The organism is Aeromonas sp. PI_26, assembly GCF_027854445.1.
GTDB classification, from domain to species: domain Bacteria; phylum Pseudomonadota; class Gammaproteobacteria; order Enterobacterales; family Aeromonadaceae; genus Aeromonas; species Aeromonas veronii.
Window position 1 is genome coordinate 19,741 of the sequence record NZ_JAJNOE010000014.1, and the last position, 15,873, is coordinate 35,613.

Annotated in this window: 11 protein-coding genes; 9 read left to right on the plus strand and 2 right to left on the minus strand. The window is 59.5% G+C overall.

Annotation, left to right across the window (positions count from 1 at the left end):
* From LRL22_RS14830 to LRL22_RS14845, 4 genes are all read left to right on the plus strand, one after another.
* On the plus strand, positions 1-1,917 hold the full coding sequence (locus LRL22_RS14830) for a RecQ family ATP-dependent DNA helicase (RefSeq protein ID WP_270905694.1): 1,917 nt from the start codon (positions 1-3) through the stop codon (positions 1,915-1,917).
* A 591-nt stretch (positions 1,918-2,508) separates the two neighbouring features.
* Positions 2,509-4,431, plus strand: a complete 1,923-nt coding sequence (locus LRL22_RS14835; RefSeq protein ID WP_033113275.1) for a PrkA family serine protein kinase — start codon at positions 2,509-2,511, stop codon at positions 4,429-4,431.
* 23 nt (positions 4,432-4,454) lie between these two features.
* Positions 4,455-5,726, plus strand: coding sequence for a YeaH/YhbH family protein (locus tag LRL22_RS14840; RefSeq protein WP_058058196.1), 1,272 nt, complete (start codon positions 4,455-4,457; stop codon positions 5,724-5,726).
* A gap of 9 nt (positions 5,727-5,735) precedes the next feature.
* A complete protein-coding gene (locus LRL22_RS14845; protein ID WP_040065652.1) occupies positions 5,736-7,256 on the plus strand; it encodes a SpoVR family protein in 1,521 nt (506 codons plus the stop codon).
* Positions 7,257-7,424: 168 nt separating this feature from the next.
* Here the strand turns inward: LRL22_RS14845 and fadJ are convergent, their stop codons facing one another.
* Together fadJ and fadI are read right to left on the minus strand one after the other, a co-directional pair.
* Positions 7,425-9,572: a fatty acid oxidation complex subunit alpha FadJ gene (gene fadJ, locus LRL22_RS14850; RefSeq protein WP_270905695.1), complete on the minus strand. Its 2,148-nt coding sequence runs from the start codon at positions 9,570-9,572 to the stop codon at positions 7,425-7,427.
* Positions 9,572-10,882 (minus strand): acetyl-CoA C-acyltransferase FadI, encoded by a 1,311-nt coding sequence (fadI, locus tag LRL22_RS14855; protein WP_069526868.1) that lies wholly within the window; start codon positions 10,880-10,882, stop codon positions 9,572-9,574. The genes fadJ and fadI overlap by 1 nt, the downstream gene beginning before the upstream one ends.
* 182 nt (positions 10,883-11,064) lie before the next feature.
* Here fadI and LRL22_RS14860 point away from each other — a divergent pair, with 182 nt between their 5' ends.
* Genes LRL22_RS14860 through LRL22_RS14880 form a run of 5 tightly spaced genes read left to right on the plus strand, consistent with a single transcriptional unit; the run spans position 11,065 to position 15,863 of the window.
* Complete coding sequence (locus tag LRL22_RS14860) at positions 11,065-12,015, plus strand: AAA family ATPase (protein ID WP_270905696.1); 951 nt, start codon at positions 11,065-11,067, stop codon at positions 12,013-12,015.
* Positions 12,006-12,908 (plus strand): DUF58 domain-containing protein, encoded by a 903-nt coding sequence (locus LRL22_RS14865; protein ID WP_270905697.1) that lies wholly within the window; start codon positions 12,006-12,008, stop codon positions 12,906-12,908. The genes LRL22_RS14860 and LRL22_RS14865 overlap by 10 nt, the downstream gene beginning before the upstream one ends.
* Positions 12,893-13,432, plus strand: a complete 540-nt coding sequence (locus LRL22_RS14870; protein ID WP_270905698.1) for a DUF4381 domain-containing protein — start codon at positions 12,893-12,895, stop codon at positions 13,430-13,432. The genes LRL22_RS14865 and LRL22_RS14870 overlap by 16 nt, the downstream gene beginning before the upstream one ends.
* Positions 13,429-14,421 carry a VWA domain-containing protein gene (locus LRL22_RS14875; protein WP_270905699.1) on the plus strand — a complete coding sequence of 331 codons (993 nt, stop codon included), beginning with the start codon at positions 13,429-13,431 and terminating at the stop codon, positions 14,419-14,421. The genes LRL22_RS14870 and LRL22_RS14875 overlap by 4 nt, the downstream gene beginning before the upstream one ends.
* Entirely contained in the window at positions 14,412-15,863 is a 1,452-nt protein-coding gene (locus LRL22_RS14880) for a VWA domain-containing protein (RefSeq protein WP_270905700.1), read from the plus strand. Before LRL22_RS14875 ends, LRL22_RS14880 begins: the two co-directional genes overlap by 10 nt.
* Positions 15,864-15,873: the final 10 nt, after the last annotated feature.

Below are 15,873 nucleotides of genomic sequence, written 5' to 3' on the forward strand. Positions count from 1 at the left end.
ATGATCCCATCCCTGCTCAACCAATATTTTGGTTTCTCCGCACTCAGGCCAGGTCAGGAGGCGGTGATCAGCCGGGTGCTGGCAGGTCAGAGTGCCGCAGCCATCTTTCCCACCGGCTCCGGCAAGTCCCTCTGTTATCAACTGCCTGCCCTCGCCCTGCCTCACCTGACCCTGGTTATCTCGCCGCTGCTGGCGCTGATGCACGATCAACTCGCCTTCCTCAAAAGCAAGGGAATAAGCGCCGCTACCCTCGACTCGAGCCAGAGCCCGGAGGAGAGCCGACGAGTGATACAACAGGCGCTGGATGGCCAGCTCAAGATCCTGATGATTTCGGTGGAACGGCTCAAAAACGAGCGTTTTCGCCGCTTTATCCAGCAAGTGCCGCTCTCGTTGCTGGTCGTCGATGAGGCGCACTGTATCTCGGAGTGGGGCCACAACTTTCGCCCCGACTACCTCAAGCTGCCGAGCTATCGCCATGACCTGAAGATCCCGCAGGTATTGCTGCTGACCGCTACCGCCACGCCGGCGGTGATTCAGGATATGCAGACCAAATTCGGCATCGCGCCAGAGGGGGTCGTGGTCACCGGTTTCTACCGCCCCAATCTTGATCTGGCGGTCATTCCCCTGGCGCCCGACGCGCGGGATGGCTGGCTCGCGCAGGAGTTGGCCAACGATCCGGCGGCCCCCACCATCGTCTACGTCACCTTGCAACACACCGCCGAAGCCTGTGCCGAGCAACTCGTTAGAGAAGGGATCAACGCCCGTGCCTATCATGCCGGACTCGACTCGGCGCTGCGCAGCCAGATCCAGCACGACTTCATGGCGGGCAAGGTGGCTTGCATCGTCGCTACCATCGCCTTTGGCATGGGGATCGACAAAGCGGATATCCGGCGAGTCATTCACTACGATCTGCCCAAATCCATCGAGAACTACAGCCAGGAGATTGGCCGCGCCGGACGGGATGGCCAGCCATCGCACTGTATTGTGCTGGCCAACCAGAGCCAGCTGCCGGTGCTGGAGAACTTCGTCTACGGCGATACGCCGGATTTGAGTGCCATCCTCCAGCTCCTTGCCATCATCAAGCAGAGCGGGAACGAGTGGGAATTCACCCTGCTGCGCCTATCCAACGACACCAATATACGCCAGTTGCCCCTTAAAACCCTGCTGGTCTATCTGGAGATGGCGGGCATCATCACCCCGGCCTACAGCTACTACGCAGATTACCGCTTCAAGTTTGTGCTGGATAAAGGCGAGATAGTGAGCCGCTTCAATCCGGAACGCCGCCAGTTTCTGGAGCAGCTGTTCGCCTGTGCCCCGCAAGCCCGCAGTTGGTGCACCATGGACTTTGACGCCCTCTGGCAGGGCTATCAGGGGGAGCGACAGCGGGCGGTTGCGGCGCTCGACTACCTGCAGCAGCAAGGCTGGATCGAGCTTGAAAGCAAGCAGATGACCGAGGTCTACCGGATCACCCGTCAGGAATGGGACAACGAGCAGGAAGCAAATGCCCTGCATGCCCTGTTCCTGCAAAAAGAGCAGAGCGAGCTGGCCAGACTGCAAGCCATGCTCGACTTTTTCACCTCGGATGAGTGCCTGAGTCACCGCCTCGCACGCTATTTTGCCGATGAGGTGGCGCCGGTTCATTGTGGCCACTGTTCGGTTTGTCGCGGCGAGGTGGCACATCTTCCTCCCCTGCCCCAACTGACCATGCCAAACGAGGCGGGGATCCGCGCCTGGTGCGATCCGCTCATTGCCAAGACAGGTTCGGTGGATGCTCGTGTTCTGGCCCGTTTTTTGTGTGGTATCGCCACACCGCTGACCAGCCGGGTCAAGGCCAAATCGCTGGCAGGCGCAGGCCAGTTGGCCGCCCACCCGTTTGCCCGCGTCCTGGCGGCAGTGCAACAAGCCTACCCTTGCTAGATGAGTTCTGGCGGCGTCAATAGCCACCAGCAGAAACAAGCGTTTACAGACACAGAAAAAGAAGACCCTCGCGGTTGCGAGGGTCAAGCCAACGGAAACGTGCTTAAACAGAGCTTGGTGAGGCAACAGTCAACTCTCTTGCTAAAGCGTCTTGCTGCTCACACATCGCCAATCTATGGCACTCAAAATGTAGCGTCAATGTAAAAATTAGAGTCCAAACTCCAAACAAAGCAATTTACGTTGACGCTCATGTAATGGTATTTCTATTCATAACCCCGCCAACCCGCAGCCCCATTGCCTTTCGTCAAACCCCTTAATCTTTTCGCAATAAGTTCCCTCTTTCCCATAAACATTTATTTTTTATGTCTTTGACATTTACCTCACTATCGTGGCAAAAATAATTTAACAGTCAGTAACATAGCGGTGTTGTTGACTGACCCTCCCCGCACAAGGATCGGGCAGGTTTCTTCAGAATTTAACCTATCAACCGTGATGGATTACTGGAGTCTGTTGACTAGGCTTTAAAAGCGCACAACACAAAAGCAGTCATCCACTTTTTTCAGGGTAAGCGACTATAACGAGGGCAAAGTTATGGGCATATTCGAGCATTACCAACAGCGATATGAAAAAGCGAGAGAAGAGGAATATACCATTCAGGAGTTCCTGGATATGTGTAAGCAGGACAAAGCCTGCTACGCCTCTGCCGCCGAACGTCTGCTGACCGCCATCGGTGAGCCAGAAATGGTAGACACCTCAGCCAACCCCAGACTGAGCCGACTCTTCTCCAACCGTGTCGTGGCACGCTATCCCGCCTTCAAAGATTTCTACGGGATGGAAGAGGCCATCGAACAGATCGTCTCCTACCTCAAACACTCCGCCCAGGGGCTGGAGGAGAAGAAACAGATCCTCTATCTGCTGGGCCCCGTTGGCGGCGGTAAATCATCGCTGGCAGAGAAACTCAAATCCCTGATGCAGAAGGTGCCCATCTATCGCATCAAGGGCTCACCGGTCAACGATCACCCCTTCTGCCTGTTCGATATCGAAGAGGATGGTGAGATCCTGGAAAAAGAGTACGGCATCCCACGCCGCTACCTGCGTCCCATCATGTCCCCCTGGGTGGCCAAACGCCTGCACGAGTTTGGCGGCGACATCACCAAGTTCAAGGTGGAGAAGGTCAACCCCTCCATCCTCGACCAGATCGCCATCGCCAAAACGGAACCCGGTGATGACAACAACCAGGACATCTCCTCACTGGTCGGCAAGGTCGACATCCGCATGCTGGAGCACTTCGCCCAGGATGACGCCGATGCCTACTCCTACTCAGGTGCGCTGTGTAAAGCGAACCAGGGGGTGATGGAGTTTGTGGAGATGTTCAAGGCCCCCATCAAGGTGCTGCACCCGCTGCTGACAGCAACTCAGGAGGGGAACTACAACGGTACCGAAGGGCTCTCCGCCCTCCCCTTTGACGGCATTCTGCTGGCCCACTCCAACGAATCCGAGTGGCAGCAGTTCCGCAACAACAAGAACAACGAAGCTTTCCTCGACCGGGTCTACATCGTCAAGGTGCCTTACTGCCTGCGCGTCTCGGAAGAGGTGAAGATCTACGAGAAGCTGCTGGTCAATAGCGAACTGACCGAGGCCAAATGCGCCCCGGGTACCCTCGAACTGCTGGGCCAGTTCTCGGTGTTGTCACGGCTGAAAGAGCCGGAAAACTCCAGCATCTATTCCAAGATGCGGGTCTATGATGGCGAAAGCCTGAAAGACACCGATCCCAAGGCGAAGAGCTATCAGGAGTATCGCGACTACGCCGGTGTGGACGAGGGGATGAATGGTCTCTCAACCCGCTTCGCGTTCAAGATCCTCTCCCGCGTCTTCAACTTCGACCATGCGGAAGTGGCCGCCAACCCGGTGCATCTCTTCTATGTGCTGGAGCAGCAGATCGAGCGCGAGCAGTTCCCGCAAGAGCTGCACGATCGCTACCTTGAGTTCATCAAGGGCTATCTGACCCCGCGCTATGTGGAGTTCATCGGCAAGGAGATCCAGACCGCCTATCTCGAGTCCTACTCCGAGTACGGTCAGAACATCTTTGATCGCTACGTCACCTACGCCGACTTCTGGATCCAGGATCAGGAGTACCGTGACCCCGAAACCGGCCAGCTGTTTGACAGAGCGTCCCTCAACAGCGAGCTGGAGAAAATTGAAAAACCCGCCGGGATCAGCAACCCGAAAGATTTCCGTAACGAAATCGTCAACTTCGTGCTGCGTGCCCGGGCCAACAATGCAGGCCGTAACCCCAACTGGACCAGTTACGAGAAGCTGCGCACCGTGATCGAGAAAAAGATGTTCTCCAACACGGAAGAGCTGCTGCCGGTTATCTCCTTCAACAGCAAAACCTCGGCCGAGGAGCAGAAGAAGCACGATAACTTTGTCGAACGGATGATGGAGAAAGGCTACACCCGTAAACAGGTGCGACTGCTCTCCGAATGGTATCTCAGGGTACGCAAGTCATCCTGACCCTGACTGTTCAAGGGGGAGTTATGGCGCATTTTATCGACCGCAGGCTCAACGGCAAAAACAAAAGCGCTGTCAATCGGCAGCGCTTCATCCGCCGCTACAAGAAGCAGATAAAACAAGCGGTCTCGGATGCTGTCTCCAAGCGCAGCATTCAGGACGTAGACAAGGGCGAGAGCATCAGCATCCCGACCAAGGATATCGGCGAGCCCCATTTTCATCAGGGGCACGGTGGTAAACGGGAGATGGTGCATCCCGGCAATGACCAGTTCGTCTCCGGCGACAAGATTGACCGTCCCAAAGGAGGGGGCGGCGGACAGGGTTCCGGCGAGGGACAGGCATCCAATCAGGGTGAAGGGGCCGATGATTTCGTGTTCCAGATCTCCAAGGATGAGTATCTCGATCTGCTGTTTGAAGATCTGGAGTTGCCCAGGCTACAGAAAACCCAGCTCAATCAGCTAATGGAGGTGAAAACCTATCGGGCGGGCTACACCTCCAACGGGGTGCCCGCCAACATCAACGTGGTGCGTTCCCTGCAAAATTCGCTGGCGCGTCGCATGGCGTTGCAAGCTGGCAAGAAACGCCAGTTGCATGAACTGGAAGATAGGCTGGCCCTGCTGGCCGCCGATCCCAACGAGCACTTTGCAGAAATCGCCCTGCTCGAGAAGGAGATCCGCGAGCTGAAGCGGCGGATCGATGCGGTTCCGTTTATCGACACCTTCGATCTCAAGTTCAACAACTTCGTCAAACGGCCCGTTCCCTCCAGCCAGGCGGTGATGTTCTGCCTGATGGACGTCTCGGGCTCCATGGATCAGGCCACCAAGGAGATGGCCAAGCGTTTCTATATCCTGCTCTATCTGTTCCTGAGCCGGACCTACAAAAACGTCGAGGTGGTCTATATCCGCCACCACACCCAGGCCAAGGAGGTGGACGAGCACGAGTTCTTCTACTCCCAGGAGACTGGCGGCACCATCGTCTCCAGCGCCCTCAAGATGATGAACGACATCATCAACGAGCGTTACCCCGCCAACCAGTGGAACATCTATGCGGCGCAGGCGTCGGATGGAGACAACTGGGCTGATGACTCACCGCAGTGCAGGGAGATCCTGGCGCGGGACATCATGCCAAGGGTGAGGTACTACTCCTACATCGAGATCACTACCCGTGCCCACCAGACCCTGTGGCACGAATATGAGTCGGTAGCCAGCCAGTTCCCCCACTTTGCGATGGAGCACATTCGCAAGGTCGAGGATATCTATCCGGTGTTCCGCGAGCTGTTCAAGAAACAAGCGGCGTGAGGAGGTCACATGATCGAAACTGAAAAACGTGTAGCGCCACTGGATGACGGACCAGACTGGAACTTCGATCTGCTGGAGACCTATCACCAGGAGATCGCCCGGGTCGCCCGTTTCTACAAGCTGGATACCTACCCCAACCAGATCGAGGTGATCACCGCCGAGCAGATGATGGATGCTTACTCCAGCGTTGGCATGCCCATCGGCTACCAGCACTGGTCGTTCGGCAAGCGCTTTATCCATACCGAGCGCAACTACAAGCGCGGCCAGATGGGGCTGGCCTACGAGATCGTCATCAACTCCGATCCCTGTATAGCCTACCTGATGGAGGAGAACACCATGCCGATGCAGGCACTGGTGATGGCCCACGCCTGCTACGGTCACAACTCCTTCTTCAAGAATAACTACCTGTTCAAGGCCTGGACCGATGCCTCCTCCATCATCGACTACCTGTTGTTCGCCAAGAACTACATCACCCAGTGTGAAGAGAAGCATGGCATCGAGGCGGTGGAACAGCTGCTCGACTCCTGCCATGCCCTGATGAACTTCGGGGTCGATCGCTACAAGCGGCCCCAGAAGATCTCGATGGCCGAGGAGAAGCGGCGCCAGAAGGCGCGGGAAGATTATCTGCAGACTCAGGTCAATGAGCTGTGGCGTACCCTGCCCAAGCAGCATAAAGCGGCTGGCGTGGAGGACAGGCGCTACCCCGCAGAGCCCCAGGAGAACATTCTCTACTTCATCGAGAAGAATGCCCCCTTGCTGGAGCCCTGGCAGCGGGAAGTGGTGCGCATAGTGCGCAAGATAAGTCAGTATTTCTATCCACAAAAGCAGACCCAGGTGATGAACGAGGGATGGGCCACCTTCTGGCACTACACCATCCTCAATCACCTCTATGACGAGGGCAAGCTGAGCGATCGCTTCATGATGGAGGTGCTGCACAGCCACACCAACGTGGTCTATCAACCGGCTTACAACAGTCGCTACTACTCGGGGATCAACCCTTATGCGCTGGGGTTTGCCATGTTTACCGACCTGCGCCGCATCTGCGAGAACCCGACCGAGGAAGATAGATACTGGTTCCCCGACTATGCCGGCAGCAACTGGGTCGATACCCTCCACTTTGCCATGCAGAACTTCAAGGACGAGAGCTTCATCAGCCAGTTCTTAAGCCCCAAAGTGATGCGCGACATGAAGCTGTTCGCCATTGATGACGACGATCTGAAGAACTACCTGAAGGTCTCCGCTATCCACAATGACGAGGGGTACCGTCAGGTGCGCAACACCCTGTCAGCTCAATACAATCTCAGCAATCTGGAGCCCAATATTCAGGTCTACAACGTCGCCGTGAAGGGGGATCGATCCCTCACCCTGCGCTATGTGCCCCACAACCGCATCCCCCTTGGCGACTCACGCCATGAGGTGCTCAAACACCTCCATCAGCTGTGGGGGTTTGATGTAGTGCTGGAGCAGGATAACGGCGAGCTGCCGCCCGATATCATAGGTCGTTGCCCGGAGCGCAAACCGGGGATCTGACCCGTGACCCGATATCTCGACGGCCCACTTCGGTGGGCCGTTTTTTAATCGGTTGCTTCTGCCAGCATGAGCGCTGCCCAAGCCGTACAACCCGAACAAACCACAACATAGAAGGAGGCCCGCATGGTGTGCGGGCCTCTTTGCCTTGCGGTCACTCTGCAGCGATTATCAGTAGAAGGTCTGCTGCTCCGCGGCCATCGCCTTGAGGCGGGCACAGGGGGCAAACCGGTCGCCGTGGCGCTTCTGGTAATACTCCAGACGACCAACCAGATGATCGATCCCGAGTGTATCCATATAGCGGAACGGACCGCCGAGGAACGGCGGGAAGCCGATGCCGAAGATGGCCCCGATATCGCCATCACGGGCCGAGGCCACCACACCGCTATCCAGCGCCATCGCCGCTTCGTTGAGCATCAGTAGCACGCAGCGCTCGGCGATTTCCTGACGAGCCAGCTTGGCAGACGGCTTGATGCCGAGCACGCCATAGACGCTCTCGTCCACCATCTTCTTGCCCTCTTTGCCAGTCAGCTTGTTGCGCGGTGCCGCCTTGCCATAGAGGTAGAAGCCCTTTCCGTTCTTGCGCCCCTTGCGATCGTTTTGCAGCAGCTTGTCGAAAGCCTTGGGTGCCTGGAACTGTTCGCCACCCAGCTCTTTCTCGAGGATGGGGGAGATCTTGGCCCCCACATCGATCCCCACCTCGTCGAGCAAAGTGATGGGGCCAACCGGGAAGCCAAAGTCCAGCAGTGCGCTATCCAGCACTTCTACCGGCTCCCCTTCCAACACTAGACGAGCAGCTTCGTTCATGTAGGGAGCGAGGATGCGGTTGACGTAGAAACCGGCTTCATCCTTCACTACGATGGGGGTTTTGCCCTGGGCGCGGGCAAAGGCCAGAGTGGTGGCGACCGTCTCGGCACTGGTACCAGCGTGGGGGATGATCTCCGCCAGCGGCATCTTGTCCACCGGACTGAAGTAGTGCAGCCCCACGACTCGCTCCGGGTGCGCCGCCTCTGCCGCAATCTGGTTGATGGGCAGGGAAGAGGTGTTGGAGGCAAACACTGTGTGCTCACCGCACTCACGTTCCACGTCCTTCACCATCTGGTGTTTGAGGTTGAGATCTTCAAACACCGCCTCCACCACCATGTCCACCCGGTGGAACCCAGAGTAGTCGAGGGTGCCGGTCAGCAGGCTCATCTGCTTTTCCAATTCGCTGCGCAAGATGTGACGACGCTTGAGCTTCTTGGCCAGAATGTCATAGCTGTAGCGCATGGCATTGCCAATCCCGGCGCTTGCCACATCCTTGATCCGCACCGGCACGCCCGCCTTGGTGGCAGTGACGAATGCTATGCCGCCCCCCATCAGACCACCGCCCAGCACGGCCGCGTGGCCCACCTTGCGCGGCTCGGCCCCCTGATAGGTGACCTCTTTCTTCATCTCGGTGGTGGCAAAGAAGATGGAACGCAGGGCGGCAGACTCGGCAGTCATCACCAGCTCGCCAAAGTGGCGGGATTCAGCGGCCAGGCCGGCCTTCATCCCCTCCTCCACGCCAATGCGCACCACCTCGAGGATCCGCTCCGGTGCCGGATAGTTGCCGCGGGTCTTGGCTTTCACCCCCTTGCTGGCCTGATCGAACAGCACCTTGCGACCCAGCTTGTTGGTCTCCAGCACCTTGCCCTGCAGATCCCGTTTCAACTGATGGCGCGGTTTGCCCTTCTTGGCCAGCTTGATGGCAGCATCCAGCAAGATTGACGGCGGCACCACATCGTCCACCAGCCCCAGTTTTTTGGCTTGTTTGGCCCGGACCTGCTTGCCTGTCAGCATCAGATCCAGCGCCTTGGCCACCCCGATGAGGCGCGGCAGACGCTGGGTACCGCCAGAGCCCGGCAGCAAACCGAGCTGAACTTCCGGCAATCCCAGCACAGATTTGCCATGATCGGTCACCACCCGACCATGACAGGCCAGCGCCAGCTCCAACCCGCCACCGAGGCAGGGGCCATGAATGGCGGCGATCACCGGAATGGTCAGCCCCTCGATCTCGGCGAAAATCTCCTGCCCTTCCCGAGACAGGGTCTCGGCATCCTTGGCACTGGTGCAGGCGGCCAGCATGGTGATGTCAGCTCCGGCGATGAAGGAGTCCTTCTTGCCGGAGGTGATCACCAGCCCGATCAAATCCTTGTTGCGTTTCACCTCGGCCAGCACGGTGCGGATCTCCTCCACAAAGGCGGCTTTCAGGGTATTCATGCTCTCGCCCGGCACATCCATGGTGAGAATGCCGATGCCATCATGGCGAACATCCAGGGAAAAAGTCTTAGCGCTCATTATTCAACCTCCAACACCATAGCCACGCCCAATCCACCCGCCGCACAGGCGGTGTTGAGCCCCAGTCCCCCACCGCGACGACGCAGCTCATGCAAGGTCTGGGTGATCATCCGCGCACCGGTCGCGGCAAAGGGGTGGCCATAGGCCAGCGAACCGCCGAGGACGTTGAACTTCTCCATGTCCACCTCGCCGATGGCCTGATCGCGGCCCAGCTTGTCACGGGCAAACTCGTGGCTGGCAAACATCTTGAGGTTGGCCAGCGTCTGGGCGGCAAAGGCTTCGTGCATGTCGATCAGGGTCAGATCGCTGAGCGTGATGCCGGCTCTGTCCAGCGCCAGCGGCGTGGCATAGGAGGGGCCCATCAGCATGTCTTGCCAGACATCGATGGCCGAGAAGGCGAAGCTGCGGATATAGCCAAGCGGTTCGAGGCCAAGCTCTTTCGCCCGACCTTCCCGCATCAACAGCACGGCAGCAGCGCCATCGGTCAGCGGGGTGGCATTGGCAGCAGTGACTGTGCCATGAACCCGGTCAAACACCGGCTTGAGCTTGGCGTAACTCGCCAGATCCGAGCTCTCACGGATATTGTTGTCCCGCTCCAGCGGTGATTTGTAGGGCGGCACATGGGCGGTAAACACCTCGCCGCTGAGCTTGCCATCAGCCCAAGCCTGTGCGGCCAGAGTGTGGGAGCGATGAGCCAGCGCATCTTGCGCCTCGCGGCTGATCTGGTGGCTCTTGGCCATCTGCTCGGCGGTCTGTCCCATGGAGAGACCGGTCGAATATTCCGCCACCGCAGGCGGCACCGGCAGCAGATCCTTGACCCGCAACTGGCGCAAAATGTTGAAGCGCTGCTGCAGATTGCGCGCCTTGTTGAGATCCACCAGGGCGCGGGCCAGCTTCTTGCTCACCCCGATAGGCAGCACGGAGGAGGAGTCCGCACCACCAGCGATGGCGATGTCTACCGTACCGGCCATGATGGATTCGGTGACGTTTGCCACCGCCTGAAAACTGGTGGCGCAGGCGCGGGAGACGCTATAGGCATCGGTATTGACGCTCATGCCGGTACCGAGCACGATCTCGCGAGCAATGTTGGGGGCTTCCGGCATCTGAACCACCTGACCAAACACCAGCTGGTCGATAAGCTTGGGATCGAGATCGGTACGGGCAAGCATCTCGCTCACCACCAGTTTGCCGAGATCGACTGCTGGCACGCCATGAAAGGCGGTGGCCTGCTTGGCAAAGGGGGTACGCAGCCCCGCCACGACGGCAATCCGTTCGCCCTGGCGAGTCGTCAGTTTCAATGGCTGTTTCATCCTGGCTCCTTGGTTTAAAAGGCAGAGGTCTGACCTCATTGCGCCACATCTTAACAATCCAATCACAAGTTTCATACAGCTGATTGAAACTAAATTAAGCACGGCAAGGCCCCTTTGCTCGCCCTTGGGGAGCAACTGGAGTATAAAAAGATCAACTTCCATAAAAACAACGGGTTTATCGCATGGCAGCGGCGGAGTTCAGAGCGCTTAGGGACTATCTTGGCAGTCAGATCCTGGGGCAGGAGGAGCTAATTGAAGGGCTCCTGATTGCCCTGTTATGTGAAGGACATGTGTTAATCGAAGGGGCTCCCGGGCTGGCCAAAACCCGCGCCGTCAAGGCGCTCGCTGGCGTCGTCGAAGGGCGCTTTGCCCGTATCCAGTTTACCCCCGACCTGCTTCCTGCCGATCTCACCGGCAGCGAGGTGTTTCACCCGCAGGATGCCAGTTTTGTTTTCCAGCCAGGCCCCCTCTTCAACCATCTGGTGCTGGCAGACGAGATCAACCGGGCACCGGCCAAAGTGCAATCAGCACTACTTGAAGCCATGGCTGAACACCAGATAACCGTGGGCAAAAAGAGCTGGCGGCTGCCGCCTCTCTTTATGGTGGCCGCCACCCAGAATCCCATCGAGCAGGAGGGAACCTATCCCCTGCCGGAGGCCCAGCTCGACCGCTTTCTGCTCAAGCTGATGGTGGATTACCCGAGCCCCACTATGGAGCTCGCCATCTTGCAGCTCAACGCCAGCGGCGAACAGCTCGGTGCGGCGCCGGTGACCCTGAGCCAGACCACCTTGCAACGTGCCCGCAGCGAAGTGCTGGCGGTGACAATGCAAAGCAGACTGGAGCACTATCTGGTGGAGCTGGTCTGCGCCACCCGCCCGGGCAGCGGTCTTTGCCCTGCCCTTGAGCCATTGATTGCCGTAGGGGCCAGTCCCCGCGCCACACTTGGGCTGGCTCGCTCCGCCCTCGCCCGCGCCTGGCTTGCCGGACGAGATTATGTGCTGCCGGAAGATATCCAGCTGCAAGCCTATCCGGTGCTGCGCCACCGCCTTATACCCAGCTATCAGGCACTGGCCGACAATCTTGATAATGACATCCTGATCGCCCAACTGCTGGATCAGGTGCCATGTCCCTAACGCCGGACCTCCATCCCGATATCGCCCTGTCGCTGCCACGGCTGCTCAATATCCGGCTCTGGGCCAAGGCCAGGAAGCCACTTCACGCAGGCAGAAGCAGCAGCGAACGCGGCAAACTGGGCCGCTCTCCCGGACTCACGTTTCGGGAGCTGCGCGCCTATCAGGCTGGTGACGAGGTACGCCATATCGACTGGCGAGTGACCGCACGCCTCGGTCGTCCCTATACCCGCCTCTATAGCGAGGAGCTCGATCAGGCGCACTGGCTGCTGCTCGATCTCTCTCCTGCCATGTATTTCGGCTCCACGCTGCAGCTCAAGGCGCGTCTGGGGTGCGAGCTGGCAGCAGCCCTGATTTGGCAAGGTGAGAAGCAGCACAACACCCTGATCTGCCACGAGCTTATCCCCCATCACCAGAGCCAGCGCGGCAGCGTGCTGCCCCTGCTCGAATCCCTCTGCCATCACTATCAGCAAGGGCTGGCCCGCCGGGCGCTTTCTCACTCTCTGGCCGACACCTTGTCCGGCGTGAAGCTGCCTCACGGTGCCAAGCTGACGATCATCACCGATCACAGACCCTGCGAGTCGGCGCTCTGTCAGCAATTGCAACTGCTCTCCCACCGCCACGATATTCACTATTGGCAGATCCGTGACCCCCTCGAGGCAGCCCTTCCCCCTGATGGCCAGCTGCCAGTGGCCATCGATCGGCCTGGGCAGCACTATCAGGGCTGGCTGGATGGAGGCCATGCCGGTTTCTCCCAGCGCTACCGGCATGCCGCCGAGCAGCAGCTGGCCCACGGCAAGCAGTTGCTGTTGCCATTGGTGCAGCGCCTCTATCTGCTCGATAACAGCCAGACGCTGCAACAGCAGTGGCAGGAGGGGTTATGTCATCAGGGATGAGCTCGCCCGCCGAACTCGACAGCGCCAGTCCCGCCTCCGAGGCCATCACTCCGCCGCTGGCCGCCCTGATGCGAGACATCCACCCGGGGCCGGATCTAATTGAACAGAGTCTTGACCCCAGAGTGCAGGCGCTATTGTGGCTATTGATCACAGGGTTATTACTGCTGCTGATCGTCCTGATTGCCAAGAGGGTGATACGTTACCGCCGCTGGTGTCGCCAGCTGGAAGGAGATCCGGCGCTGCTGGCGGCACGCATACAGGAGGCCCTGCGTCATGAAGCACTGCAACGCTGGCCCGAGGCGCGCCAGCTACAGGGAGAGGCGTGGCTCGCCTTCGTCGATCGTCACGGTGGCAGCGATTTTAGCCAGTTCTCGTCTCACTGGAGCAGTTGGCTCTATGGCAGCCAGAACCCGACTAGCGAGCAGTGCGAACAGCTTCAGCAACATTATCGCCGTTGGGGTCAAACCCTCCTCTTCCAGCTCTCCCCCCGCTCGAGGCGTAAAACCGCGCGGAGGCATTCATGATCCTGGCCTGGCCCTGGTTTGCGCTGGCGCTGGTGCTGCCCTTGCTGGTGCGCTTCGGCTTGCCACCCCTGCGCCGCGGCTATCTGGCTCACCCCGGGTTTGCGCTATTGCGTCCTCAGGCCGGATTGCCGCTCTGGCGCGCCATACTGCTCTGGTGCGCTCTTATTCTTGCCCTCTGCCGCCCCCAGTGGTGGGGAGAACCGGTTATCCAATATGAAGGGAGTCGGGATCTGCTGCTGGCGGTGGATCTGTCAGACAGCATGCGCACCCCTGATATGCTCGATAACGGTGAGCAACAAGCACGCTTGACGGCGGTGCGCCTGCAGATCAAGGCGCTGATTGCCAAACGGGCCGGAGACAGGGTGGGCCTCATCGTATTTGCCGATCACGCCTACCTGCTCTCTCCCCTCACTCAGGAGATCCCGGCGCTGTTGACCTTGAGCGACGAGCTCGATTTTGATCTGGTCGGCCGAACCACCGCCCTTGGCGAAGCCATCCAGCTGGCACGTCAGCATGGGGATCCTGGTCGCCCCACCGCCCTGCTGCTGGTCACTGATGGCCGCAATACCGCAGGCAATGCCGACCCGCTGCAGGAGGCCAAACTCGCCGCGGCACAGGGAATACGGATCTACACGCTGGGGGTCGGAGCCGATCCCGATACCTTTATCCAACCCTATGATGAGGCGGGCAGCGGTCAGGCCGATCCCAGCAGCGAACTAGACGAGCCGCTCCTGAAAGAGCTGGCCGAGACAGGCCAGGGGCGTTACTTTCGGGCACGCACCCAAAGCGATCTCGATGCCATCAACGCGACTCTCAATGCCCTTGAACCTGCCCCCATGCCCGTTGCCCACTACCAGCCGGTGATCGAGCTCTACCCCTGGCCGTTGGCACTGCTTTGTGGCCTGCTGCTTCTGCCGTCAGGGCGCGGCAGGCTGGAGTTTCGCATGGTGCGTAGCTGGCTGACACGAGGTGCACGCAGATGGATCTGATCTTGCTCCGCCCCCTGTGGCTGATCGCACTCATCCCCTGGCTCTGGCAAGGGTGGCGCCGTCGCCGCCAGCCCCCGCTGCTCGCACCTGCTATGCAGGCTTATCTGCTGCCAGCATCTCGTCCTCAGCGCCCCTGGCTCTGGCTGGCAACCCTGCCCGTCATTTTGGCCCTGAGTGGTCCCGCACTGCACGGCGAGCTGCAACAGCAGCCTGCGGCGCCGCTCGATATCTGGCTGCTCGACTTGTCACGCTCGATGACCGCCACCGACCTCAAACCGGATCGGGCGACCCGGGTCAGATGGCAGTTGCAGCAGCTGCTGAGCCGCGCCAAGGGCGAGCGTATTGCGCTGATCCTCTACGCAGGCGACGCCTACCTCGCCATGCCGCCAACCCGTGATCATCAGGCCCTTTCGCTGCTACTGCCCGACTTGCGCCCCGATATCATGCCGCTGCAGGGCAGCAACCCGGCACTGGCGGTGGAACTTGCCATGAAGCAGCTCGCCTCTGGAGAACAAGCGCGTCTACTGCTGATCACCGACGACCTCACCCAGAATCAGATGGCCCAAATCGCTGCTCTGTGGCCCTGCCAACAACGCCTTCTCTGCCGCGACACCCAGTCAGCACGCCTCGATATTCTGCTCGCCAGCAGCGGCCAACCGGCCCCCATGCCCGCCATTCCGGCCAATGAGTTGGGGTTTGCCGCCCGCATGCCCGCGCAGTTGCCCGCCCCCGATAGTCAGGCCATAGCCGCACTGGCCAATCGCCTCGGCGGTGAGCTGCAGTGGCTTGGCAGCGACATCCCTCGCTTTGCGCCGCTGCCCACGACCACCTCGGCCCTAACCCCGGCACCACTGGATCTTGGCCCCTGGCTGCTGATCCCCTTGTTACCACTGGCCTTGCTGGCCAGAGTCGGCGCCCGGTTGATGATGGCGCTGATGGTGGGAGCTCAGCTGCTTGCGCCACAAGATCTGCAAGCAACAGAGAGGGGGGATCTGCAAGCGATGCAGGATTATCAACAGGGAAATTTTCAACAGGCCGCCCGCACTTTCGACGATCCGATCTGGCGCGGCAACGCCTGGTATCGGGCCGGAGCCTACCGACAAGCCATCGCAGCCTATCAGGAAGCGACGAGCGTCACCGCCCACTACAACCGCGGCAATGCCCTGCTGCAACTGGGGGAGTTTGCGGCCGCCAAGGAGGCCTATCTGGCGGCCCTGGCACTGGATCCCGGCCATGAAGATGCGCTCTATAACCTCTCTCTGTTACAGGGTGGAGCGACCGCCGCTCCCGATACCAGCAATAGCAAACAGCCCGAACCATCGGCAGCTCAGCAGGCAGCAACAATGCCCTTGCCACCCTCTCCCCCAGTGTTGCTGCTGGAGCAGCGACTGCGCAAAGAGGCGCTGCGCAGAGACCTTATCAAGGTGGAGGAGCCCTGGTGACGCAGGCTGG